Below are 24894 nucleotides of genomic sequence, written 5' to 3'. Positions count from 1 at the left end.
GGCGTGTTTCCGCCCTCCTGCCCGAGCAGTTACCTCTTGATCACATGTCCGTCACGCCCTCCGAACCCCGTGGGTTAGGCCTTCGTCACACTTCGGAAACATGGCCGGATGCCTAGACTCGGTGAGTGCGCATCGACATCGTCACGATCTTCCCTGCCTTCTTCGATGTGCTCGACGTCTCGCTCATCGGGAAGGCCCGGGATCGCGGCATCCTCGATCTGCGCGTCCACGACCTGCGCGACTGGACCCACGACCGCCACCGCACTGTCGACGACACGCCCTACGGCGGCGGGGCCGGCATGGTCATGAAGCCCGAGCCGTGGGGCGAGGCGCTCGACGAGGTGCTGACCGATGACGCGCTGCTCATCGTGCCGTCGCCGGCGGGGGAGCAGTTCACGCAGCGGCTCGCCCGCGAGCTCGCCGAGGAGTCGCACCTCGCCTTCGCGTGCGGGCGCTACGAGGGGATCGACCAGCGCGTCATCGACCACTACGCCGCGCGCGGCCGCGTGCGGTCGGTGAGCCTCGGCGACTACGTCCTCAACGGCGGAGAGGTCGCCGCGATGGCGATGATCGAGGCGGTCTCGCGCCTCATCCCGGGTGTCGTCGGCAACCCCGAGAGCCTCGTCGAGGAGTCGCACGAGGACGGGATGCTGGAATACCCGAGCTACACGAAGCCGCCCGTGTGGCGCGATCTCGAGGTGCCCGCGATCCTCTTGAGCGGCAACCACGGCGCGATCGCGCAGTGGCGCCGCGAGCAGAGCCTCGAGCGCACGCGCGAGCGGCGGCCGGACCTCCTGTAGCGCCACGGCAGTGTGGCCGCGGCCCGACCAGGCTCGATCCAGCCGGGGACGCTCGCCGGCAGCTCGGCGCGCGCCGCCTGCCCCTGGCCAGTCCGGCCCTACATGAGGATGCTCGCGGGCAGCTCGCGGCGCGCCGTCTCGTAGCGCTCGGCGACGACGGCCGCGATCCGCAGGTCCGGCGCCAGGGGAGCCGTCACGATGTCGGCCCCCGAGCCCGCGATGACGCCGGCGAAGTGACCGGGGGCGAGGACGTAGCTCGCGGCGATGACACGCCGGGCTCCCGCAGCGCGGGCCTGTGCGACGGCCTCCCCCAGGCGCGGCTCCGCCCCGGCCGCGAACCCGACCGTGACGCGGGCGTGCAGGAGCTCCGCGACACGGCGGCCCATCGTGCGGACGTCGACCTCGGCGGCCGGATCGCTCGAGCCCGCCGCGGCGAGCACGACGGCGTCGCCCGAGCGGATCCCCGCCTCGCGGAGCCGGTCCTCGAGCGCGAGGGCGAGGAGGTCGTGGGGCCCGAGCGCGGGCGTCGCGACGACGTTCTCGAACGGGCGCACGGCGCGCGCGATGTCGACGCGCGTGTGGTAGCCCGTCGACAGGAGCAGCGGCACCACGACGGCGGGTCCGGATGCCGCGACCCGCGCGACGACGTCCGCGACCTCGGGGGTCTCGACGTCGACGAACGCCTGCTCGACGGTGACGTCGGGGAGGATCGCGCGCACCTGCTCGACGAGGCCGCGGATTGCGAGCCTGCCGTCGGAGGACGCCGTGCCGTGGGAGCAGGCGATGAGGGTCGGGCGCGTCACAGCGCACCGCCCGGCTCGAGAACGTTGAGGCGGTAGCCCCGCTTCACGACGGTCTTGATGAGGTCGGGCACGCCGAGGGCTTCGCGCACGCGGGCGACGGCCATCTCGACGGCGTGCGTGTTGTCTCCCGAGCGGGGCAGCGCGCATTGGAGCGCCTGCCGGGACACCACGGATCCGTCCGCATCGAACAGCACGCCGAGCAGGTCGGTGCCGGTCCGCGAGAGCGGGATGAACCGTCCGTCGAGGACGGCGCCCGCGCTGCGCAGCTCGAGGCGTCCCGCCGTCGTGTCGCGCGAGGGCCCGTGCCCGCCGCCGAAGTGCGTGACGACGGCGCGGACGAGCGATCCGAGGCGCCCGCGCTCGGCGACGAGGGGAGCCAGGCCCGCCCGTTCGAGCGGTCCGGCCGTGATGGGGCCGACGGCGGCCATCAGGACGCGCTCGTGCTCCACGAGCCGGCGGATGTCGTCGAGGACGCCTCCGCGCTGCGCGGCGGCGACCCACTCCTCGGCACCCGGCGCCGAGGTGAAAAGGACTGCGTCGATCTCGCCGGCGCCCGTCGCGACGACGGAGCGGCGGACGGCCTCGGCGTCCGGGGGCGGCCCCCAGCGATACACCGTGAGGCTCACGACATCCGCTCCATCGCCCTGGAACAGCTCGTCGAGCCCGTCCGCACCCGAGCCGTGGTGCTGCACCGCGATGCGGCGGCCCGCGACGCCCTCGGCCAGCAGGAACTCACCCAGCTCCGTCGATGTCTCGGACTCCGCGACCCAGTCCGCCGTGAGGCCCGCCTGCTGGATCGCGCCGCGGGCCTTGGGACCGCGGGCGACGATCTGCGCGCCCGCGAAGGCGGCGTGCAGCTCGTCGAGGAGTCCCGCCTCGTCGGCGGCCTCCATCCACCCGCGGAATCCCACGCCCGTCGTCGCGACGACGACCTCGGGGGGATGCGCGATCAGCTCGCGCGTGCGGGCGATGAGGGCCTCGTCGTCGATGTGCGGCACGATCGTGAGAGCCGGCGCGTGGCGGACGGTCGCGCCGTGGCGCTCGAGCGCCGCGGCGAGCTCGCCGGAGCGGCGGTCGACGGCGATGACGATCGTGCAGCCGTCGAGTGCGGCCGAGAGGGTGGGGCGGGGGCGGTCGATCACCGGGATGTATCGCCGATCAGTTGGGGCTGGGGCAGGAGGAGATCGGCTGCGGCGACGTCGCCGATCACGATGACGGCAGGATTCTGGACGCCCGCAGCCTGCGCGTCCGTCACGGCACGTCCGAGGGTCGTGCGGGTCGTGCGCTGGCGGGGCGTGTGGCCGTTCTCGACGATCGCGACCGGGCGGTCGTCGGGTGCGCCGCCGGCGCGCGCGGCCTCGACGATCCGGGGGAGACCGGCGACGCCCATGAGGACCACCGTCGTCACAGTGGGGTCCGACATCGCGGCGGCGGCCGCGGCGGTGGGCTCCGCCTGGCCGTTGACGATATGCACGGAGGCTGCGACTCCGCGGTGGGTCACGGGGATGCCGGCCGCCTGCGGCACCGACACGACGCTCGTGAGACCGGGCACGACGTCGACCGGGATGCCGGCCTCCAGGCACGCCGCGACCTCCTCGCCGCCGCGGCCGTAGACGAAGGGGTCGCCGCCCTTGAGCCGCACGACGCGTTTGCCCGCCCGCGCGTGCTCGACGAGCAGCCGGTTGATGTCGTCCTGGGGGACCGGGTGGTGCCCGGGGCGCTTGCCGACGTCGATGATCTCGACATCCGGGTCGAGGTCGGCCAGGACGTCCGTCGGCCCGAGGCGGTCCGCGACGACGACGTCGGCCTCGGCGAGCAGCCGCCGGCCGCGGATCGTCATGAGGTCGGTGGGGCCGGGGCCGCCGCCGACGAGGTCGACACGGCCCGAGACCGTCGCGCGGCGACGGCGCAGCGGCAGCCGGCCCTCCCGCAGCAGGCCCGCGATCGCATCGCGGAGGCGCCCCGCGCGCCGCGGGTCGACGCCGGCGTCCGAGACGACGCCGACGACGACGTCGCCTGCGCGGGTCTCGGCGGCCAGACGCGCCGATCCGTGCGCGCCGTCCGAAGCGTTCACGCACAGGACGCGCCGCTGCTCGCAGGCCGCGGCGATCGCCGCGTCCGCCTGCAGGTCGCCCGTCGCCGTGTGCACGAGCCATGCGCCGTCGACGTCGGCGGCGACGGCCGTGCGCGGCGTCCACTCGAGGTCGTGCTCCTCGACGAGAGCGCGCACGTCGTCGCACAGCTCGGGGGCGACGACGCGCACGCGCGCGCCGTCCTCGAGGAAGCGGTGGAGCCGCCGCGCCGCGACGGGACCTCCGCCCACCATGAGCACATCGCGTCCCGCGAGCGAGACCCCGAGCATCGTCGTCATGAGCGCGCGCCCTCCTTGAGGTAGACGTCGCCGTCGCGCACGGCGACGGGCCACACCGCGAGCGACTTCGCATCCTTGCCCTGCGTGTCGAGGCACACGCCCGTGCGGAGGTCGAAGACCTGCTTGTACATGGGCGAGGCGACGGTCGGGGCATCCTGCCTCGTCCCGACGATGCCGCGCGAGATGACGTGCGCGCCGCTGTACGGATCGAGGTTCGACACCGCGAAGACGCGGCCCTCGTGCGTCAGGAAGAGCGCGACCTGGTCCTCGCCAAGGAGCGCCGCGCGCCCGCGCTCGACTTCGAGATCGTCGAGCGAGCAGATGCGGACCCACGGCGCAGCATCCCTTGTCGTCACATCGGCCTCCAGAAGCGTCATCGGCGCACCTCCAGCGTCGTTCCGGCGATGAGGACGCGGCCGTCCTCGCGCTCCTCGGCCGTCGCCGGGCGCGGCTGGCCGCGCTCCACGGTGTAGGCGAGGGAGGGGTCGGGGGTGAGGGGGGCGTTGACGAACGACGCGAAGCGGCGGACCTTCTCGGGATCCTCGATCGTCGCCTTCCACTCGTCCTCGTAGGAGTCGATGTGCGTGGCCATCGCGGCGTCGAGATCGGCGCAGATGCCGAGGCTGTCGTCGAAGATGACCGAGCGGAGGCCCTCGATGCCGCCGTCGAGGTCCTCGAACCAGGGCGCCGTGCGCTGCAGTCGGTCGGCGGTGAAGATGTAGTACATCAGGAACCGGTCGATCGCCGTGAGCAGCTCGTCGTCCGAGAGCCCCTCCGCGAACAGCACGGCGTGGCGGGGCGTGAAGCCGCCGTTGCCGCCGACGTACATGTTCCAGCCGGCCTCCGTCGCGATGACGCCGACGTCCTTGCCGCGGGCCTCGGCGCACTCGCGCGCGCAGCCCGAGACGCCGAGCTTGAGCTTGTGCGGCGAGCGCAGGCCGCGATAGCGCAGCTCGAGCTGCACCGCCATGCCGACGGAGTCCTGAACGCCGTAGCGGCACCACGTCGACCCGACGCACGACTTCACGGTGCGCAGCGACTTGCCGTAGGCGTGGCCCGACTCGAAGCCCGCGTCGACGAGGCGCTTCCAGATCTCGGGGAGCTGCTCGAGGCGTGCCCCGAACAGGTCGATGCGCTGGCCGCCGGTGATCTTCGTGTAGAGGTTGAAGTCCTTCGCGACCTGCCCGATCACGAGGAGGCCCTCCGGCGTGATCTCGCCGCCGGGGATGCGCGGCACGACGGAGTAGCTGCCGTCCTTCTGCAGGTTCGCCATGACGTGGTCGTTGGTGTCCTGCAGCGTCGCGTTCTCGCCGTCGAGGACGTGCTTGCCGACGAGGGTCGACAGGATGCTGGCGAGTGCGGGCTTGCAGATGTCGCAGCCGCGGCCGACGCCGAAGCGTTCGATGACGGCGCTGAAGGTCGTCAGCCCCGACACCCTCACGGCGTCGAAGAGCTGGCGGCGCGACATCTCGAAGTGCTCGCACAGCGCGCTGCTCAGCGCGGCGCCCGACTTCGCGAGCTCGGTCCCGACGATCTTCTTGACCATCATGACGCACGAGCCGCAGGCAGCCCCGGCCTTCGTGCAGGCCTTGATGCTCGTGACGTCGGTGCAGCCCTCGTCGTGGACCGCGTTGCGGATCGTGCCGGCCGTGACGCTGTTGCACGAGCAGACGAGCGCCTCGTCGGGCACCTCTGCGGTCGGCGCCGCGACGCCGCCCTCGGGCATGAGGTAGGCCGCGGGGTCTCCGCCCAGCGCACCGCCGACGAGCGGACGCAGCGACCCGTAGGCCGACGCGTCGCCGACGAGGATGCCGCCGAGCAGCGTCTTCGCGTCGTCCGACAGGACGAGCTTCTTGTACACGCCCGCCACCGGGTCTGCGTAGACGACGTCGAGCGCCCCCGGCGTCTCGGCGAACGCGTCGCCGAAGCTCGCGACGTCGACGCCGGAGAGCTTGAGCTTCGTCGACAGGTCGTAGCCGGGGAAGGACGCCTCGCCGCCGAGCAGCCGCGTCGCCGCGACCTCGGCCATGGCATAGCCGGGGGCGACGAGCCCGACGCACATGCCGTCGTAGTTGGCGACCTCGCCGACGGCGAGGATGTGCGGGTCCGAGGTCTGGCAGCCCGCGTCGATCAGGACGCCGCCGCGCGGGTGGACCTCGAGCGCAGCATCCCGCGCCAGCTCGTCGCGCGGCCGCACGCCGACGGTGAAGATCACGACGTCGGCGCGCTCGTAGCCGCCGTCGCGGAACTCCAGTCCCGCGACCTTGCCGCCGCGGTCCGCGTCGAGGCGCGTCGTGATCGACTGCGTCTTGACCTTGATGCCGCGGGACTCGATGAGGCGGCGCAGAGCGTTCCCGCCGGGGAGGTCGAGCTGGGCCGACATGAGCCGGTCCGAGGACTGCACGACGGTGCACGAGACGTCCAGGCCCTGCAGAGCGCCGGCCGCTTCGAGGCCGAGCAGGCCGCCGCCGATCACCATGCCGGTGAGCGGACGGCCCAGCTCGCGGGAGCGGGCCTCGACGAACGCGCGCAGCCGCTCGACGTCGTCGAGCGTGCGGTACACGAAGCACCCTTCGTGCGTGAATCCGTCGACGGCGAGCTTCGCCGCATACGAGCCGGTCGCGAGGACGAGGTGGTCGTAGGAGACGTCACGGCCCGACACCGTGCGGACCGTCCGGCCGCGACGGTCGATCCTCGTGACGGCGTCGCCCCGCAGGAACTCGACGCGGTCGTCCTCGAGGACGGAGGGATCGAGCGTCAGCTCGTCGGGTGTCGCGCCGCCGAAGAAGCCGGTCAGACCGACACGGTCGTACGGATGCCGCGGCTCCTCGCCGATGATCGTGACGCGCCAGTCGGCGCCGTCCGCGCGACTCAGGAGGCTGTCGACGAAGCGGTGGGCGACCATTCCCGCACCCACGACCACGACGTGGGGGCCGTTGTGCGGGGTGGTGCTCATGCCGACACCGTACGGGGCGGATGTTGCACCACTGTCAGCGGATTGTTTCCGGCTCTTGACGGCTCGTGCTTCGACGGCGTCCGAACCCGTGGACGGTGCCTCGGTCATGTCGTCTCCGATCTCGACGAAGGGGCGGTGAAGGACAAGCTAGGAGCGCGGTGTTTCGACGCCGGACGGATTTCCATTACTCCGAGCGAACGTTTCCCTCACGCCGGCCGGGTCGCCGATGTGAGATCCGCCACCGACGCGTGCCGCGGCATCCCCGTCCGCGTTCACGGGGTCCCTTGTTTCGCGGACGCACATGAGCGACGCTCAGGGTGTGCGCACCCTCGCAGCGCGCGAGCTCGAGCTGATCCGAACCGAGTTCGCCTTCCCTCTCCGCGAGCGCATCGTGACGAACAACGCCGCGAGCACTCAGCCGCCGCTCGCGCTGTTCGCGCTCCTTCGCGACGTGTCCGAGACGTACGAGAACGTCCACCGGGGGCAGTCGGATGCCTCCATCCGCACGACCGAGATGTTCGAGGCATCCTTCGACACGATCGCGACGTGGATCAACGCGCCGTCGCGCCGGACTCTGTCCATGCATCGCAGCACGACCGAGGCGATCAACTCGGTCATGTATTCGCTCATGGCCGACTTCCGCGACGGCGACAACGTCGTGACGACGCTCATGGAGCACAACTCGAACTACGTGCCCTGGCACGCGCTGTGCCGAGAGATCCTGCCGCGGTTCGGGCGGAGCGTTCAGTGCCGCCTCGCCCGGTTCGACCATGAGACGGGCGAGCTCGATCTCGCGCACCTGGCGTCGCTGGTCGACGAGCGCACGAAGCTCGTGTGCTGCACGGGCGGCTCCAACTTCCTCGGCACGAAGCCTCCACTCGACGCCGTGCGCGCGATCGCCTCGGCCAGCGGCTACCGCCGGCCCGACGGGACTCGAGGCTCGCTGCTGCTGGTGGACGCGGCCCAGCGGTTCGCAAGCTCGCGCGTGGACGTGGAGGCGCTGGATGCCGACTTCCTCGCGTTCTCGTTCCACAAGCTGCTCGCGCCGTTCGGCGTCGGCATCCTGTACGCGAAGGAGTCGCTGCGCGAGTCGATGCCGCCGTTCCTCTACGGCGGCGACATGATCGCCGAGGGCCAGGTCTACCCCGACCGCGTCGAGTACAACGAGCTGCCCTGGAAGTTCTCGGCCGGGACCCCGAACATCCTCGGCGTCATCGCCTCGGCCCAGGCGCTCCGCCTGCTCGTCGACCTCGTCGGCGCGGACCCTGGGCGTGCCTGGTTCCGCACCGACGATGCCCTGGCTCCCGAAGCGGTGGACGAGGCCATGTCGACCGTCGCCGCCCATGCGGGCTTCCTCACGCAGCGCGCGATGGAGGGGCTGTCCGCCATCGACGGCCTGCACGTCTACGGGCCGCCGCTCGGCGCCGAGCGGACGCCGCTCGTGGCCTTCAACGTCCGCGGGCACTCGCCGTTCGACATCGCGCGGGCGCTGAACGCGCAAGGCGTCGAATCCCGCGCGGGCTGCCATTGCGCGACGCTCGCGCATCACGAGCTCGGCATCGAGCCGGCCGCGAGCTGCCGTGTGAGCTTCACCGTCTACAACACACGCGAGGACGTCGATCTCGCCGTCGCAGCCGTGCGCCGCGCCGTCGCATCGCCCGAGGCGTTCCGGCAGGCGCCGCCGGCCGACGTGCTGCGGGACCCCGCCCCGCTCGCCTGAGCCCTCGGAGAGATCGCCGCGAAACGCATCGGACACGCGCGGGTAATGCCGCGGTCGTGCGCATCGGCCAGAGTGGGATCGACCGCAAGGAGGACCGCATGCGTCGTGCGAAGATCGTCGCCACCCTGGGACCGGCGACCGAGGACTACGAGACGGTCGAGGCTCTCGTCCGTGCGGGCCTGGACATCGCCCGCCTCAATCGCAGCCACGGCGACTACGCCGTGCACGAGCAGGCGTACGCGAACGTCCGACGCGCGAGCGAGGCGACGGGGCGCGCGGTCGGCATCCTCGTGGATCTCCAGGGCCCCAAGATCCGCCTCGCTCGCTTCTCGGACGGCCCCCACACGCTCGCACCCAGCGATCGCTTCACGATCACGACGGAGGACGTCCCGGGGACGAAGGAGATCGTCGGCACGACGTTCCCCGAGCTCGCGAAGGACGTCGCGCCGGGCGACACGATCCTGGTGGACGACGGCAAGGTGCGCCTGCGGGTCGTCGAGTCGGACGGCGTCCGGGTCGTCACGGAGGTCGTCGTCGGGGGCGCCGTCTCGAACAACAAGGGCCTCAATCTCCCGGGCGTCGCCGTCAGCGCGGCGGCCCTGAGCGAGAAGGACGAGGCCGACCTGCGCTGGGCGCTCCGCCTCGGAGCGGACCTCGTCGCCCTCTCGTTCGTCCGCAGCCCCAAGGACGTGCAGCGGGCCCGCGTCATCATGGCCGAAGAGGGGCGCCGCATCCCGATCATCGCGAAGATCGAGAAGCCCGAGGCGGTCGACCAGCTGCAGGAGATCATCGACGCCTTCGACGGCGTCATGGTCGCGCGCGGCGACCTGGGCGTCGAGCTGCCGCTGGAGGCCGTGCCCATCGTTCAGAAGCACGCCGTCGAGCTCGCGCGCAGGTGGGCCAAGCCCGTCATCGTCGCGACCCAGATGCTCGAGTCGATGATCGACAACCCCGTGCCGACGCGCGCCGAGACCAGCGACGTCGCGAACGCCGTCGTCGACGGAGCGGATGCCGTCATGCTGTCGGGCGAGACGAGCGTGGGCGCGCATCCCGTGACGGTCGTCGAGACGATGGCGCGCATCATCGAGTCGACCGAGGAGCACGGTCTCGAGCGGATCGCCCCGCTCGGCACCAAGCCGCGCACCCAGGGCGGCGCCATGACTCTCGCGGCGGCGAGCATCGCCGACTTCGTCGATGCGAAATACGTGTGCGTCTTCAGCCAGTCGGGGGACTCGGCGCGCCGGATGTCCAGGCTGCGCCACCCCGTGCCCATCATCGCGTTCACCGACCTTCCCGAGACGCGATCGCGCAACGCGCTCCTGTGGGGCGTCGAGACGTTCCTCGTGGAGCGGGGCACGACGACCGACGCGCTCATGGACATCGTCGACGACACGCTGCTGACCGGCGGCCGCGCCCAGCCGGGCGACAAGGTCGTCGTGACGGCCGGCGCCCCTCCCGGCATCGCGGGATCGACGAACAACGTGCGTGTCCACACGGTCGGCACCGGCGGCTCCGAAGTCCTGAGCTGACGCGCCGCGGCGGCCGCGGCATCCGGAGCGGACGGGATGCTTGTCACGCAAGCCCCCCGAGCGAGTTCGTCCGCTCCACTAAGGTGGGTAGCCCCACCCCGAGGGAGGACTGCCTGTGCAGGCATGGCCAGGATCCGCGTACCCGCTGGGTGCGACCTACGACGGCAACGGCACGAACTTCGGGCTGTTCAGCGAGGGCGCCGAGCGCGTCGAGCTCTGCCTCTTCGGCGACCGCGGCAAGGAGACGCGCGTCGATCTCATCGACGTCGACGCGCACGTGTGGCACGCGTACCTGCCCAACATCGGCCCGGGCCAGCGCTACGGCTACCGCGTGCACGGCGCGTACGACCCGGCGTCCGGCAAGCGGTTCAACGCGTCGAAGCTGCTCCTCGACCCGTACGCGAAGGCCGTCGAAGGTCAGGTGCGCTGGAACAAGTCGGTCTTCGGCTACGACCTCGACAAGCGCGAGGCGCGCAACGACGACGACTCGGCGACCTCGATGATGAAGGGCGTCGTCATCAACCCCTTCTTCGACTGGGGCGGCGACCGCCAGCCCAAGATCCCGTACTCCGAGAGCCTCATCTACGAGGCGCACGTGAAAGGCCTCACGCAGCGGCATCCCGCGATCCCGGAGGAGATCCGCGGCACCTACAGCGCGATCGCGCACCCCGCGATCATCGAACACCTGAAGAAGCTCGGCGTCACGGCGATCGAGCTCATGCCCGTGCACCAGTTCGTCAACGACTCGACGCTGCAGGACAAGGGCCTCTCCAACTACTGGGGCTACAACACGATCGCGTTCCTCGCGCCGCAGAACACCTACTCGGCCACGGGCGACCGCGGGCAGCAGGTCCAGGAGTTCAAGGGCATGGTGCGCGCCCTCCACGCCGCCGGCATCGAAGTCATCCTCGACGTCGTCTACAACCACACCGCGGAGGGCAACCACCTGGGGCCGACCCTGTCGATGCGCGGCATCGACAACGCGGCGTACTACCGACTCGAGCGCAAGGACAAGCGGTACTACACCGACTACACGGGCACGGGCAACAGCCTCAACGTCGGCAATCCGCACGCCCTGCAGCTCATCATGGACTCGCTGCGCTACTGGGTGCTCGAGATGCACGTGGACGGATTCCGGTTCGACCTCGCCGCGGCCCTCGCGCGCGAGTTCTACGACGTCGACCGCCTCGCCGCCTTCTTCGAGCTCGTGCAGCAGGACCCCGTGGTCTCACAGGTGAAGCTCATCGCCGAGCCGTGGGACGTCGGCCCCGGCGGCTACCAGGTCGGCAACTTCCCGCCCCAGTGGACGGAGTGGAACGGCAAGTACCGCGACACGGTCCGCGACTTCTGGCGCGGCGAGCCGCAGGCCCTGGGCGAGTTCGCCTCCCGGCTCACGGGGTCCGCCGACCTCTACGAGCACTCCGGGCGCAGGCCCGTGGCATCCGTCAACTTCGTCACGGCGCACGACGGCTTCACGATGCGCGACCTCGTGTCGTACAACGAGAAGCACAACGATGCCAACGGCGAGGACAACAAGGACGGCGAATCGCACAACCGCTCCTGGAACTGCGGCGTCGAAGGCCCCACCGACGACAAGAAGGTCCTGACGCTGCGAGCCCGCCAGCAGCGCAATTTCATCGCGACCCTCATGCTCTCGCAGGGCGTCCCCATGCTCCTGCACGGCGATGAGCTCGGCCGCACGCAGAACGGCAACAACAACGGCTACGCGCAGGACAGCGAGCTCACGTGGGTGGACTGGGAGTCGGCGGATCTGCCGCTCATCGAGTTCACGGCGGCGCTCGCCAAGCTCCGCCGCGAGCACCCCACCTTCCGGCGGCAGCGGTTCTTCAACGGCCGGCCGGTGCGCCGCGAGGAGGGCGCCCCCGTCCCCGACATCGCGTGGGCCCGCCCGGACGGCTCGCAGATGCAGCCCGAGGACTGGGACTCCGGCTTCGGCCGGGCCATCACGGTCTTCCTCAACGGCGACGGCATCCGCGAGCGGGATCGGCGGGGCCAGCCCATCGACGACCTCCACTTCGTCATCCTCTTCAACGCGGGGGACGAGCCGATCGACATGTTCATCCCCGATGTCGAGTTCAGCCCCAGCTGGGACCTGATGGTCGACACCGCGGGGAAGCAGGCCGGCGGCGACCCGATCAAGCCAGGCTCCACCGTCATGGTCGAGGCCAAGGCGCTCGTCGTGCTGCGCGAGCACGTCGAGCCCGAGGTCGAGGCCGACCATTCGGTGGCTGCGTCGCTCGCGGCGGGCACGACCGCCGTCGACGAGGTGCCCGCCGCTGCGCCCAAGATCGAGGTCCAGAGGTAGCGGAGTGCACCCGTCCTCGACGTATCGACTGCAGCTCCGGCGCGCGTTCGATCTGGATGCCGCGGCCGCCGTCACGGGCTACCTCCGCGATCTCGGGGTCGGGTGGGCGTACCTGTCGCCGCTCCTGCAGTCTGCGGACGGATCCGACCACGGGTACGACGTCGTCGACCCGACGCGCGTCGATTCGGCCCGCGGCGGACCCGAGGCGCTCGCACGCTTCTCCTCCGCCGCGCGGCGCGCGGGTCTCGGCATCCTGGTCGACATCGTCCCCAACCACATGGGCATCGCGCGTCAGGCCGAGAACCCGTGGTGGTGGGACGTCCTGCTGCGGGGCCGCGGCTCGCCTCACGCCGGCGCCTTCGACATCGACTGGGACCTCGGCGGCGGGCGAATCCGCCTGGCGATCCTCGGCTCCGAGCTCGAGGAGGCGCTCGCCTCGGGGGAGCTGACAGCCGATCCGCGCACCGGCCGCCGGACTCCGTTCGGCGAGCTGCGCTACTTCGACCACGTGCTGCCGCTGGCCCAAGGGACCGCGCCCGAGCAGGAGACGACGGATGCCGCGTCCCTCCGCGGCATCCTGGATCGCCAGCACTGGGAGCTCATGCTGTGGCGGCGTCAGGCGTCGGAGCTGAACTACCGGCGCTTCTTCGCCGTCACGAGTCTCGCCGGGGTGCGCGTCGAGGTGCCCGAGGTCTTCGAGGCGAGTCACGCCGAGATCCTCCGCTGGGTGCACGAGGGGCTCGTCGACGGCCTGCGAATCGACCACCCCGACGGCCTCCTCGACCCGGGCGGCTACCTCGAGCGACTCGCGGACGCGTCGGACGGGGTCCCCGTCTTCGTCGAGAAGATCCTCGAGCACTCCGCGACGGGCGAGCCCGAGTCGCTCCCAGCGTGGTGGGAGGCGGACGGCACGACCGGATACGACGCGCTGGCCGAGATCGACCGCGTCCTCGTCGATCCGGAGGGAGAGGCGGCCCTCGACGCGCTCGACGCCCGGCTCCGCGCCGACACGGGCCTGCCGGATGCCGTGAGCTACGCCGAGCTCAGCCACGCGGCCAAGCGCACGGTCGCCGAGACGATCCAGGGCTCCGAGGTCGCGCGGCTCGTGCGCTGCCTGCCCGAGCCCGTCGACCGCGCCGCGCACGCCCTGGCGGAGCTGCTCGCGTGCTTCCCGGTGTACCGCTCGTATCTGCCGGCGGGCGTGGAGCATCTCGAGGCGGCCGCGGCCGACGCGTCTGCGAGGCGGCCCGAGCTGGCGGCGTCGATCGGGCAGCTCGTGCCGGTGCTGCGCGATCCGGCGCAGGAGGTGGCCCGTCGGTTCCAGCAGACGACAGGCCCCGTCATGGCGAAGGGCGTCGAGGATGCCGCGTTCTACCGGTACACGCGCCTGGGCACGCTCACCGAGGTGGGCGGCGACCCGAGCCTCTTCGCGCTGCCGGTCCCCGACTTCCACGCGGCCTTCGCCCGTCGCCAGGCGTCGTGGCCGGGAGCCATGACGGCGCTCTCGACACATGACACCAAGCGCGGCGAGGACGTCCGGGCGCGGCTCTCGGTCCTCGCGGAGCTGCCCGAGCGCTGGGCGGAGATCCTCACCGGCCTTCGGGGGATCGCGACGACGGGACACGGTCCCTTCGACAGCCTCCTGTGGCAGGCGATCGTCGGCGCGTGGCCCGCGACCCCCGAGCGGCTGCACGTCTACGCCCAGAAGGCCGCGCGCGAGGCGGGTGAGCGGACGGGATGGTGGGACCCCGACCCGGCGTTCGAGGCGCGGGTGCACGGCGTCGTGGACGCGGCGTTCGGCCGCGCCGTCGCGATGGTGAACGAGTTCGTCCGCGAGATCCGCGCCTTCGGCTGGTCCAATTCGCTCAGCGCGAAGCTCCTGCAGCTGGCGGGACCCGGCGTGCCCGACCTGTACCAGGGGTCCGAGCTGTGGGAGACCTCGCTCGCCGACCCCGACAACCGGCGGGCCGTCGACTTCGACGCGCGGCGCACCCTCCTGGCCGAGGTCGATGCGAGCTTCGAGCGGGGCGAGCATCCCACTGTCGACGCAGCGGGCGCCGCGAAGCTCCTCGTCGTCTCGCGCACGCTGCGGCTGCGCCGGGACCGGCCCGACCTCTTCACGCGCTACACGCCGATGACGGTCGTGGGGGAGGCATCCGATCACGCCGTCGCGTTCGACCGCGGCGGTGCGCTCGCGGTCGCGACCCGCCTGCCGGCCGGGCTCGCGCGGCGCGGAGGATGGGGCGACACGGCGCTGCTGAGGCACTCCGGGCCGACCGTAGACGTCCTGACGGGTCGCCGGTTCGAGGGGTCCCGGATCGCGCTCGCGGAGCTGCTCGCGATCTATCCGGTGGCGCTGCTGGCGACGGAGGAGGACACGTGATCGAGGTGTGGGCGCCGCGCGCCGAGCGGGTCCGGCTCCGGCGACCGGCCGGGGGAGAGGACGTCGAGCTCGCCGCCGCGGACGGCGGCTGGTGGCGTGCCTCCGCCGTGCTCGCCGACGGCGAGGAGTACGGCTTCGTGCTCGGCGATTCCGACCGGCTGCGTGCCGACCCGCGCTCGCGCCGGCAGCCGCGCGGCGTCCACGAGGCCTCGGCGCACGTCGACGGGGTCTCGTTCGCGTGGACGGATGCCGCGTGGACGGGCCGCCAGCTCGCGGGCGGCGTCGTCTACGAGCTGCACGTCGGCACGTTCACCCCCGAGGGCACGCTCGATGCGGCGATCGGCAGGCTCGGCCACCTCGTCGAGCTGGGGATCACCCACGTCGAACTCCTCCCCGTCAACGGCTTCAACGGCGTCTGGAACTGGGGCTACGACGGCGTCCTCTGGTACACCGTGCACGAGGCGTACGGCGGTCCGGCGGCGTATCGGCGGTTCGTCGACGCCGCGCATGCGGCCGGGCTCGCCGTCGTCCAGGACGTCGTCTACAACCACCTCGGCCCGAGCGGCAACTACCTGCCGGAGTTCGGCCCGTACCTGCGCGACACGACCCGGAGCACGTGGGGCTGGACGGTCAACCTCGACGAGCCCGCGGTCCGCTCCTACATCGTCGACAATGCGCTCATGTGGTTCCGCGACCTGCACGTCGACGGCCTGCGGCTGGACGCCGTGCACGCTCTGAAGGACGAGGCGCCCGTGCACATCCTGCAGGAGCTCGCCGAGGCAACCGATGCCCTCTCGGCGCAGCTGGGCCGGCCGCTCACGCTCATCGCGGAGTCCGACCTCAACGACCCTCGGCTCATCCTGCCGCGCGAGGCGGGCGGCTACGGGCTGGCGGCGCAGTGGAGCGACGACTGGCACCACGCCGTCCACGTCGCCCTCACGGGCGAGACCGACGGCTACTACGCCGATTTCGCGGCCCTCGACGCGCTCCCCAAGGCGTGGACGAAGGGGTTCTTCCACGACGGCACGCACTCGTCGTTCCGAGGGCGCGATCACGGCCTGTCGATCCCGTCCGAGGTTCCGACGTGGCGCCTCGTGACCTTCGCGCAGGACCACGACCAGATCGGCAACCGCGCGGCGGGCGACCGCCTCGCGGCGGCCCTCTCCTTCGGGCGTCTCGCAGTCGCCGCCGTCCTGACGATGACCGCGCCCGGCACGCCGATGCTGTTCATGGGCGAGGAGTGGGGTGCGTCGACGCCGTGGCAGTTCTTCACGTCGCACCCCGAGCCCGAGCTCGGCGAGGCGACGGCGAAGGGCCGCATGGCGGAGTTCGCCCGCATGGGCTGGGACCCCGCGATCGTCCCCGACCCCCAGGACCCCGCGACGTTCGAGCGCTCGAAGCTGAACTGGGACGAGGCATCCGAGGGTGATCACGCGAGGCTCCTCGCCCTCTATCGCAGCCTCGCGCACCTCCGCCGACAGCGGCAGGAGCTCACGGACCCCTCCTTCGCGGCGCTCGACGCGTCGGCCGAGGAGGTCGAGGGAGGCCGCGTGTACCGGCTCCTGCGCGGCGGCCTGGCCGTGCTGGTCAACCTCGGCTCGGGTGATGCGCGGTTCCCGGAGGCAGGGCACGTCCTTCTGGCAACGGATGCCGCGACCGCCGTCGCGGAGGACGCTCTCGTGCTGCCGCCGGACGCGGCAGCGGTCGTCGAGCTCGCGCCCGGGGTGTAGCGGTGCGGGCTCAGCGGACGCCGAGGAACGAACGGTCGGTCAGGACGATCGGTCCCTCGTCCGTGACGGCGACGGTGTGCTCGGAGTGCGCGCCGCGCGAACCGTCGGCACTGCGCAGCGTCCACCCGTCGGGGTCTGTCACGAGCTCGTCGGTCGTCGCGAGGAACCATGGTTCGAGCGCGACGACGAGTCCCGCGCGGAGGGGGTACCCGCGGCCCGCCTTGCCGTCGTTGGGGACATGCGGGTCGCCGTGCATGACGCGTCCCACACCGTGGCCGCCGAAGTCGGTGTTGATCTCGTAGCCGTCCGCGTGGGCGACCTGCGCGATGGCGTGCGAGATGTCGCCGATGCGGTTGGTCACGACGGCGGCCGAGATCGCGGCATCCAGCGCCCGCTCGGTCGTTTCGATGAGCGCGAGGTCCTCGTCCCGCGGCGTGCCGACGACGAACGACACGGCCGAGTCGGCGACCCAGCCGTCGATCGAGACGGCGAAGTCGAGAGACACGAGGTCGCCGTCGCGCACGGCGTAGTCGAACGGCAGGCCGTGCAGCACGGCATCGTTGACGGAGGTGCAGATCACCTTGCCGAACGGGCGCGCGCCGAAGGAGGGGTGGTAGTCGATGTAGCAGGACTCCGCTCCCACGCGACGGATCATGTCGTGCGCACGGCGGTCGAGGGCGAGCAGGTTCGTCCCGACCTTCGTCTCGTCGCGAAGAGTCGCGAGGACCTCCGCCACGAAGCGCCCCGCGGGTCGCATTGCCTCGATCTCGGCGGGCGTGCGCAGCTCGATCATCCTGCTCCTCTCGTCGGTCCATTCTCTCTGATGGATCCGCACGAGCCTGGGAGGATGCCGCCGTGACGCGCTCGCAGGCCCCTGGGCGTTCCGCGACGGCGTAGCATCAGTCCCATGTGGCTGCGTCGCGTGTTCTACGGCTGGCTCATTCCTGCCGCATTCCTCCTTCCGGCATGGCTGCTGATCGGCTGGGCCGTGTTCCGCGCGGGAGGCTGGGCCTTCCTCTGGGTCCTCTTCCTCGCCATCCCTGCGGTCTTCATCGGTCAGCTCGTGCTGACGATGCTCGTCCGGGCGCGAGGCACCGTCCGCGCGTCGCGCGCCGTCTCATGGTGGGACGTCCTCGGCTTCACCGTGTGGCACGTGCTCATCATCGCCCTGGGCTTCTTCAACCAGTCGTGGTGGGCGCCGGCCATGGTCGTGACGATCTTCGTCGGCATCGGCCTGCTCTGGCTCACGCTCTGGCAGCTGTGGCGCGAGGCCAAGCCCGGGCGCATGGTCATGTACACCACCGAGGGCGTCGCCTACATCCCGGCCGAGCCGACGATGGGCGAGCAGCCCGGCCGGAGCACCGAGAGCGCCGACCCGGAGGTCTTCGTGATCACGGAGAAGCGCGACCCCGAAGCACGCTGACGCGCGCGTTTTGGCCGGTTGCGGCATCCATGGCAGAATGGATGTTTGTGCCCTGACCAGGTTCTGCCTCAGGGGAGCCCGCCGTACGGAAGAGATTCCCGCGGCCTCGGGCACACGACAACCTTTCCATTCTTTTCGCGGTCGACCTGTGGCGGCCGCAGGAAGTGACGATCATGCAGATCCTCGACGCCGTCGACGCGGCCTCGCTCCGCTCCGACATCCCCGTCTTCTCTCCCGGCGACACCGTCAAGGTGCACGTCAACATCACTGAAGGCAACCGGTCCCGTATCCAGGTCTTCCAGGGCGTCGTCATCGGACGCTCGGGCGACGGCGTGCGCGAGACCTTCACGGTCCGCAAGATCAGCTTCCAGGTGGGCGTCGAGCGTACGTTCCCCGTGCACAGCCCCGTCATCGACCACATCGAGGTCGTGACCCGCGGTGACGTCCGCCGCGCGAAGCTGTACTACCTGCGCAACCTCCGCGGCAAGAAGGCCAAGATCAAGGAGAAGCGCGAGAGCTGAGCTTTCGTTCTTCCGATGCCCCGGGGTTCGCGCCCCGGGGCATCGTCGTCCCGGCATCGACCCCGAGTGCCGCCGCGACGACACGACTTCGTCGCCGCCGACAGGCGCCGAATATGCGACCCTTGACGTACGGCACTCCGACACACGCGGCGAGCCCGGTGAGGAACCACATGACGACCGAGCAGACGGCATCCGCGGAGCCGGTGCCCACGCCTCGATCGGCCGCACGCGAGCAGCCTCGGCGCCGCGGCTGGCTTCTCTTCCTCCGCGACGTGCTGGTCATCGTGCTCATCGCGGTGCTCGTGTCGTTCCTCGTCAAGACGTTCCTCGTCCGGTCCTTCTACATCCCGTCCGGGTCGATGGAGGACACGCTCCTGGTCAACGACCGGATCCTCGTCGACGAGATCACGCCCCGCTTCACCGGCTACGACCACGGCGAGGTCGTCGTCTTCCGCGACCCGGGCGGCTGGCTTCCGCCGTCGCCGCCGGAGACCCGTCCCGCCGTCGTCGAGGCGATCGACTGGTTCCTCGCGCTGGTGGGCCTTTCGGCACCTGACAGCGACGACCACCTCGTCAAGCGCATCATCGGCCTCCCGGGCGACCACGTCGTGTGCTGCAACGCGATCGGCCAGATCACCGTCAATGGAGTGCCGATCGACGAGACGGACTACCTGAAGCTGCCGACCGGCGAGGCCGCGGCATCCGCCGATCCTTTCGACGTGACGGTTCCCGAGGACAGCCTCTGGGTCCTGGGCGACAACCGGTACCGCTCCAAGGACTCGCGTTACAACCAGGACCAGCCCGGCCGCGGGTTCGTCCCGATCGACAACGTCGTGGGCCGCGCGTTCCTCATCACGTGGCCCCTCGACCGGTTCGGCGTGATCGACTTCCATCCCGAAGTCTTCGCCGGAGTGCCCGATCCGGGCGAGGCGGACACGGGAGCAGGGGAGTCGGCGGCACCCGCGGAGGACGCCGGGCCGTGACCGTCGTCGAGCCGCGACTGACACTGGAGCGCCGGCTCCTGAAGGAGCGGCCGATCGTCATCGCGTGCGACGAGGTGGGTCGCGGCGCACTGGCCGGTCCCGTCGCGGTCGGGGCCGCCGTCATGACGCCCGCAGGCGCGCGACGCCGCATCCCGCAGGGACTGCGGGACTCCAAGCTCGTCCCCGAGCCGAAGCGGGCGGATGTCGCGCGCCGCGCCGCAGCCTGGGTCGAGGTGAGCGCCGTCGGGTGGGCCAGCAGCGTCGAGATCGACGAGATCGGCATCATGCGGGCGCTGGGCCTGGCCACCATCCGCGCGCTCGCCGACCTGCGCGCGCACGGGGTCGTGCCCGAGGACGCGATCGTGATCCTCGACGGCAACTACGACTACATCACTCCGGCCGGCGCGACGGACCTCCTGGTCCGCCCCGTCATCAAGGCCGACCGCGACTGCGCCAGCGCCGCCGCGGCGTCCGTCATCGCGAAGGTGGCTCGCGACAGCGTCATGACGGGACTGCACGACGAACTGCCCGCGTATCAGTGGGCGAGCAACAAGGGCTACGCGAGCCCCGAACATCGCGAGGCCATCCGCGCGCACGGCATCAGCCGGCACCACCGCGCGTCGTGGTCGATCTACGAGCCCCCGATGCTGTTCTGATCGGGCCAGGCCCTGTTCGGGGTCGGGGCAGACCTCGCTCAGAAGCCTCCCGATGCTGTTCTGAAGCTCGGTCTCGCTCGCGCTCAGGTGTCGAGCGAGAGCTCTTCGGGCAGGTGGAAGTCGCGGCGCGAGAGCTCTTCGACGTTGACGTCCTTGAACGTCAGGACCCGGACGGACTTCACGAACCGGTCCGCCCGGTAGATGTCCCAGACCCACACGTCGTTCATCGAGATCTCGAAATAGAAATCGTGCTCGGTGTCGCGGCGGACGACGTTGACCTCGTTGGCGAGGTAGAAGCGGCGCTCCGTCTCGATCACGTACTGGAACTGCGAGACCACATCGCGGTACTCGCGGTACAGCGCCAGCTCGAGCTCGCGGTCGTAGTCTTCGAAGACTTCGTCATCCATGGTGCATCCATCCTAGACAGCCAGGGTCGGACCGCGGTCCCGCCCGGTCCTCCCCAGGAGGTCGTTCCGGGCGCTGGCTCACGGATGCCGAGCTCAGCCCTCGCCGAGGCCCGGACGCGCGCGACGATGCCGGAATGGCTGACAAGGACGTTCTGGGGCGCGCGGGCGAGGACCGCGCCGCGCGCCATTTCGAATCGCTCGGGTACGTCGTGCTCGACCGCAACTGGCGAGCGCGGGAGGGTGAGCTCGACCTCGTCGTCGCGACGGCGCGCGAGCTCGTCGTCGTCGAGGTGAAGACCCGGCGCTCCGAGCGCTTCGGCCACCCCTTCGAGGCGGTGGGCGATGTCAAGAAGGCGCGCCTGTGGCGGCTGTCGATGGCATGGATCGCGGCGCATCCCGCCGAGGCCCAAGGGCGGCGGCTGCGGATCGACGCCGTCGGGATCGTCGGGGACGACCCGGCTGAGGGCGTGCTCGAGCACCTTGCGGGGATCGTGTGAGCGTCGCGCGCACCTGGTCCGTCGCGCTCTCCGGCCTCGAGGGCGCGCTCGTAGAGGTCGAGGCCGACCTGTCGAACCAGACACCCGGCTTCCAGATCATCGGGCTGCCCGACAAGGCGCTCGGGGAGTCGGCGCGCCGCGTCCACAACGCGTGCGGCAACAGCGGACTTCAGCTTCCCCGGCGGCACCTGACCGTGAACCTGTCGCCCGCGAGCCTGCCCAAGAGCGGATCGGGCTTCGACGTCGCGATCGCGGTGGCGTCGCTCGCGACCGAGGCGCCGATGGATGCCGGATCCCTCGCCGCGACGGTGCATCTGGGCGAGCTCGGTCTGGACGGGCGCCTGAGACCCGTTCCCGGTGTGCTGCCGGCCGTCGTGGCGGCGGCGCGGGAAGGGATCCGCCGGGTCGTGGTGCCGCGCGCGAATCTCGATGAGGCCAGGCTCGTCGACGGCGTCACGGTGCTCGGCGCGGCGACTCTGGCGGAGGTCGTGCGCTGGCACGGGCTGGACGTCGAGGTGCCGGACCTCGAACCCGTCACGGCGTCGATCCCCGAGGCGGATGCGCCCCCGGCACCCGACCTCAGCGAAGTCATCGGCCAGCGCGAGGCGGTCGATGCCCTCATCGTGGCCGCCGCCGGCAGCCACCACCTGCTCATGTGCGGTCCGCCAGGCGCGGGCAAGACGATGCTCGCGCGGCGGCTCCCCGGCATCCTGCCGGACCTGGACGACCGCGCGGCGATCGCGACAGCATCCGTCCGGTCGCTGTCCGGCGAGAAGGTCACGGTCCTGTCACGCACACCGCCTTTCGAGGCCCCGCATCACTCCGCGAGCATCGCGGCGCTCGTGGGCGGGGGCAGCCGGCAGATCCGCCCCGGGGCGATCGCGCGGGCCAGCGACGGCGTGCTGTTCCTGGACGAGGCGGGGGAGTTCCCCGCGAGCGTGCTCGACGCGCTCCGGCAGCCGCTGGAGAGCGGCACGATCGTGATCCATCGCGCGGGTTCCTCCGCGGCGTACCCCGCGCGGTTCCAGCTCGTGCTCGCCACCAATCCGTGCCCGTGCGGCGGGTATGGGGTGGTGGGAAGTGCGTGCACGTGCCCCGCGATGGCGATCCGGCGCTACCTGGGGCGCCTGTCGGGTCCGCTCCTGGACCGCATCGACATCGAGCTGGCTCTCGCCCGCGTGTCTGTCGCCCACGGCCAGGCCGCCGAGCGGGTGCCCGTGAGCTCGGCACACGCCCGGGCCCGGGTCCGGGATGCTCGGGCACGGGCCGAGCGGCGACTCGAGGCGACCCCCTGGACGGTCAACGCCGAGGTCGACGGGTCATGGCTGCGCGACGGACCGTTCGCACCCGCGCCGAACGTCCGCCGACCGCTCGACGCGGCGCTGCATCGCGGCGCCCTCACGCTGCGCGGCTACGACCGCGTGCTCCGCGTCGCATGGAGCGTCGCTGACCTGGCAGGCCACGACCGGCTCGAGCTCGACGACGTCGGCAGGGCCCTCTATCTCAAGAAGGGAATCGCCGCGTGAACGCGTTCGACCTCAGCCCCGAAGCCGCCCGCCGCGCTCTCGCGAGCACAGGAGCACTCGCCGACGGCGACGATGACGACGCCGTCGCCGACCGCTATGCGCGGATCGTGTGGAGCCACCTCACCGAGCCGGGCGACGGCACGGCCGGGCGACTCGTCGCGGAGCTCGGGCCGGCCTCTGCCCTCCGCGCGATGATGCAGAGCACTCCGCCGTCCCTGCAGAGCCTCACGCCGGCCGATTTCTCGGCGGGCCGGAGACGATGGATGCCGCGCCTCTCGCCGGACGCCGCGACCTCGTCATTGCGCACCGCGGCGCTGACGGGTGTGACGATCGTCACGCCCGCCGACCCGCACTGGCCCGATCAGCTCGGCGATCTGGAGGAGCACGCCCCGTTGTGCCTGTGGGTGCGAGGCGAAGCCGCACGGCTGAGCGAGCTGAGCTCCTCGGCAGCCCTCGTCGGTGCGCGCGCCGCGACGTCCTACGGCGAGCACGTCGCGATGGAGCTCGCGGCAGACCTGGCGGGCGGCGGCACGCCCATCGTCTCGGGCGGGGCCTACGGCATCGACGGCGCCGCGCATCGCGCCGCCCTGGCGGTCGGCGGGCTGACCGTCGCGTTCCTGGCGGGCGGGGCGGACCGCGCCTATCCGGCCGGCCATGCCCAGCTCATCGGACGCATCGCGGACCACGGCGTCGTCGTCAGCGAGGTGCCGTGCGGCTCGACGCCCACGAAGTGGCGCTTCCTGCAGCGCAACCGTCTCATCGCGGCGCTGACCGCCGCGACCGTCGTCGTCGAGGCGGGTTGGCGCAGCGGCGCGATCAACACCGCGGGTCATGCCGCGGCGCTGTCCCGCGGACTCGGGGCGGTGCCGGGACCCGTCACGAGCGCGGCCTCGGCAGGCACCCACCGTCTCCTGAGGGAGTTCGGCGCGCAATGCATCACGAGCGCGACGGACGTCCGCGAGCTGCTCGCGGAGTTCGGCGCGCACTGCATCACGAGCGCGACGGACGTCCGCGAGCTGCTCGGGATGATCGACGACCGTCGGCTGCCGTTCCCGCGCGCCGAAGGCGGCGACCGGCCGTTCACCGACGACTGCACCCGGGTCCGCGATGCGCTCAGCACGCGGGTATGGCGCGAGGCCGACGACCTCGCGCGACGGTGTGGAATGGCCGTCGAAGAGGTCGAGAGCCTGCTTGGGCTGCTCCAGCTCGCGGGCGAGGTCGCCCGCGAGGCCGGAGCGTGGCGCAGGATCGGCGCGAGCTGACTCGCGCCGGTTCGCGCGGGCCGCGGTGCGGCTCGGCCGAGCGGCGTGCGCGGGCGGGCATCCTTGGGGGATGAGGATCGACGAGGCCGCGGACCGCTATGCGGTCCACCTGGCCGACGTGCGACGGCTCGCGCCTGCCACGGTGCGTGCGTACCGATCCGATCTCGCCGACCTCGAGTCGTCGGTCGGACGAGTGCCTGTCGCCGAGATCGACCTCGAGCGCCTGCGCGAGTGGCTGTGGATGGCCACCAAGCGCGGCGACGCGAAGTCCACGATCGCCCGGCGGACGGCGGCGGCTCGCGGCTTCTTCGCGTGGGCCGTGGAGAACGGCGGAATCGCGACGGACCCCAGCCTCCGGCTCGTCGCTCCCAAGCGGGGGCGATCTCTTCCCGCGGTCGCACCCGCCGATGCGCTCGCCGGTCTCCTGGACGAGCTCGAGACGCGCGCCCGCGACGGCGATCCCGTCGCGCTGCGCGATCACGCCGTGCTCGAGCTGCTCTATGGCACGGGGGTGCGCGTCTCGGAGCTCTGCGGCCTCGACCTCGACGACGTCGACCGCGAGCGGCGCACCGTGCGGGTCCTGGGCAAGGGATCCAAGGAGCGGGTCGTCCCCTTCGGCGGCGCGGCGGCCCGTGCCCTCGACGCGTACCTCGTGCGGGGACGACCCGCGCTGCTCGCACGACGCGACGACGGCGCGGGGGAGCACGCCGTCCTGCTCGGGGCCCGGGGACGCCGGCTCGGCCCTCGGGCGGCCTACGACATCGTCGCCCGGACCCTGGGTCCCGTCGCCCGAGCGACCGTCGGCCCGCACGCACTGAGGCACTCCGCTGCGACTCACCTTCTCGACGGCGGCGCGGATCTGCGCACGGTACAGGAGCTCCTCGGGCATGCGAGCCTCGGCACGACCCAGATCTACACGCACGTCTCGAGCGAGCGGCTCACCGCGACGTATCGGCTCGCGCATCCGCGCGCCTGACGCCGCCGAGGGCACGAGCCGGACG

21 protein-coding genes are annotated in these 24894 nt (G+C 71.6%); 14 read left to right on the top strand and 7 right to left on the bottom strand.

Annotated elements, in window-relative coordinates; translation table 11 throughout:
- Nucleotides 1–125: 125 nt before the first annotated feature.
- Entirely contained in the window at nt 126–800 is a 675-nt protein-coding gene (gene trmD / locus ABZ477_RS03235) for a tRNA (guanosine(37)-N1)-methyltransferase TrmD (RefSeq protein WP_360127736.1), read from the top strand.
- Nucleotides 801–898: 98 nt separating this feature from the next.
- Here the strand turns inward: trmD and ABZ477_RS03230 are convergent, their stop codons facing one another.
- Genes ABZ477_RS03230 through nirB form a run of 5 tightly spaced genes read right to left on the bottom strand, consistent with a single transcriptional unit; the run spans nt 899 to nt 6930 of the window.
- Nucleotides 899–1603 (bottom strand): CbiX/SirB N-terminal domain-containing protein, encoded by a 705-nt coding sequence (locus tag ABZ477_RS03230; protein ID WP_360127733.1) that lies wholly within the window; start codon nt 1601–1603, stop codon nt 899–901.
- The gene (locus ABZ477_RS03225) at nt 1600–2742 is read right to left on the bottom strand and encodes a uroporphyrinogen-III synthase (RefSeq protein WP_360127910.1); all 1143 of its coding nucleotides are present in this window, start codon (nt 2740–2742) and stop codon (nt 1600–1602) included. Before ABZ477_RS03225 ends, ABZ477_RS03230 begins: the two co-directional genes overlap by 4 nt.
- Nucleotides 2742–3974 (bottom strand): uroporphyrinogen-III C-methyltransferase, encoded by a 1233-nt coding sequence (cobA, locus tag ABZ477_RS03220; protein WP_360127730.1) that lies wholly within the window; start codon nt 3972–3974, stop codon nt 2742–2744. The genes ABZ477_RS03225 and cobA overlap by 1 nt, the downstream gene beginning before the upstream one ends.
- Nucleotides 3971–4351, bottom strand: a complete 381-nt coding sequence (gene nirD, locus ABZ477_RS03215; RefSeq protein ID WP_360127727.1) for a nitrite reductase small subunit NirD — start codon at nt 4349–4351, stop codon at nt 3971–3973. The genes cobA and nirD overlap by 4 nt, the downstream gene beginning before the upstream one ends.
- Nucleotides 4348–6930 carry a nitrite reductase large subunit NirB gene (gene nirB / locus ABZ477_RS03210; protein ID WP_360127724.1) on the bottom strand — a complete coding sequence of 861 codons (2583 nt, stop codon included), beginning with the start codon at nt 6928–6930 and terminating at the stop codon, nt 4348–4350. Before nirB ends, nirD begins: the two co-directional genes overlap by 4 nt.
- Nucleotides 6931–7231: 301 nt before the next feature.
- On the opposite strand from nirB, the gene ABZ477_RS03205 reads away from it, so the two are divergent.
- The 5 genes from ABZ477_RS03205 to treZ all read left to right on the top strand — a co-directional run bounded on the left by ABZ477_RS03205 (nt 7232) and on the right by treZ (nt 16618).
- On the top strand, nt 7232–8650 hold the full coding sequence (locus ABZ477_RS03205; protein ID WP_360127721.1) for an aminotransferase class V-fold PLP-dependent enzyme: 1419 nt from the start codon (nt 7232–7234) through the stop codon (nt 8648–8650).
- Nucleotides 8651–8748: 98 nt separating this feature from the next.
- Nucleotides 8749–10179: a pyruvate kinase gene (gene pyk, locus ABZ477_RS03200; protein ID WP_360127718.1), complete on the top strand. Its 1431-nt coding sequence runs from the start codon at nt 8749–8751 to the stop codon at nt 10177–10179.
- 115 nt (nt 10180–10294) lie between these two features.
- Complete coding sequence (glgX, locus tag ABZ477_RS03195) at nt 10295–12505, top strand: glycogen debranching protein GlgX (RefSeq protein WP_360127715.1); 2211 nt, start codon at nt 10295–10297, stop codon at nt 12503–12505.
- 4 nt (nt 12506–12509) lie between these two features.
- Nucleotides 12510–14888 (top strand): malto-oligosyltrehalose synthase, encoded by a 2379-nt coding sequence (gene treY, locus ABZ477_RS03190; protein ID WP_360127712.1) that lies wholly within the window; start codon nt 12510–12512, stop codon nt 14886–14888.
- Entirely contained in the window at nt 14885–16618 is a 1734-nt protein-coding gene (treZ, locus tag ABZ477_RS03185) for a malto-oligosyltrehalose trehalohydrolase (RefSeq protein ID WP_360127709.1), read from the top strand. The genes treY and treZ overlap by 4 nt, the downstream gene beginning before the upstream one ends.
- Nucleotides 16619–16628: 10 nt before the next feature.
- On the opposite strand, the gene map is transcribed toward treZ, so the two are convergent.
- On the bottom strand, nt 16629–17411 hold the full coding sequence (gene map, locus ABZ477_RS03180) for a type I methionyl aminopeptidase (protein WP_360127706.1): 783 nt from the start codon (nt 17409–17411) through the stop codon (nt 16629–16631).
- Nucleotides 17412–17525: 114 nt separating this feature from the next.
- On the opposite strand from map, the gene ABZ477_RS03175 reads away from it, so the two are divergent.
- The 4 genes from ABZ477_RS03175 to ABZ477_RS03160 all read left to right on the top strand — a co-directional run bounded on the left by ABZ477_RS03175 (nt 17526) and on the right by ABZ477_RS03160 (nt 20201).
- Nucleotides 17526–18041, top strand: coding sequence for an MFS transporter permease (locus tag ABZ477_RS03175; protein ID WP_360127704.1), 516 nt, complete (start codon nt 17526–17528; stop codon nt 18039–18041).
- Between the two features lie 173 nt (nt 18042–18214).
- Complete coding sequence (gene rplS / locus ABZ477_RS03170) at nt 18215–18562, top strand: 50S ribosomal protein L19 (RefSeq protein ID WP_360127701.1); 348 nt, start codon at nt 18215–18217, stop codon at nt 18560–18562.
- Between the two features lie 170 nt (nt 18563–18732).
- The gene (gene lepB / locus ABZ477_RS03165; protein ID WP_360127698.1) at nt 18733–19545 is read left to right on the top strand and encodes a signal peptidase I; all 813 of its coding nucleotides are present in this window, start codon (nt 18733–18735) and stop codon (nt 19543–19545) included.
- Entirely contained in the window at nt 19542–20201 is a 660-nt protein-coding gene (locus ABZ477_RS03160; RefSeq protein ID WP_360127690.1) for a ribonuclease HII, read from the top strand. The genes lepB and ABZ477_RS03160 overlap by 4 nt, the downstream gene beginning before the upstream one ends.
- 83 nt (nt 20202–20284) lie before the next feature.
- Here the strand turns inward: ABZ477_RS03160 and ABZ477_RS03155 are convergent, their stop codons facing one another.
- The gene (locus tag ABZ477_RS03155) at nt 20285–20608 is read right to left on the bottom strand and encodes a DUF2469 family protein (protein ID WP_325723706.1); all 324 of its coding nucleotides are present in this window, start codon (nt 20606–20608) and stop codon (nt 20285–20287) included.
- 134 nt (nt 20609–20742) lie between these two features.
- Between ABZ477_RS03155 and ABZ477_RS03150 the strand changes: the two genes are divergently transcribed.
- The 4 genes from ABZ477_RS03150 to ABZ477_RS03135 all read left to right on the top strand — a co-directional run bounded on the left by ABZ477_RS03150 (nt 20743) and on the right by ABZ477_RS03135 (nt 24869).
- Nucleotides 20743–21105: a YraN family protein gene (locus tag ABZ477_RS03150; protein WP_360127685.1), complete on the top strand. Its 363-nt coding sequence runs from the start codon at nt 20743–20745 to the stop codon at nt 21103–21105.
- Nucleotides 21102–22631, top strand: coding sequence for a YifB family Mg chelatase-like AAA ATPase (locus ABZ477_RS03145; RefSeq protein WP_360127682.1), 1530 nt, complete (start codon nt 21102–21104; stop codon nt 22629–22631). Before ABZ477_RS03150 ends, ABZ477_RS03145 begins: the two co-directional genes overlap by 4 nt.
- Nucleotides 22628–23893 (top strand): DNA-processing protein DprA, encoded by a 1266-nt coding sequence (dprA, locus tag ABZ477_RS03140; RefSeq protein WP_360127679.1) that lies wholly within the window; start codon nt 22628–22630, stop codon nt 23891–23893. Before ABZ477_RS03145 ends, dprA begins: the two co-directional genes overlap by 4 nt.
- Nucleotides 23894–23963: 70 nt before the next feature.
- Nucleotides 23964–24869: a tyrosine recombinase XerC gene (locus ABZ477_RS03135; RefSeq protein WP_360127676.1), complete on the top strand. Its 906-nt coding sequence runs from the start codon at nt 23964–23966 to the stop codon at nt 24867–24869.
- Nucleotides 24870–24894 lie beyond the last annotated feature (25 nt).

It is taken from the genome of Microbacterium sp. NPDC019599 (genome assembly GCF_040632175.1).
Lineage (GTDB): Bacteria > Actinomycetota > Actinomycetes > Actinomycetales > Microbacteriaceae > Microbacterium.
This window is presented reverse-complemented; position numbering and strand designations above follow the sequence as displayed.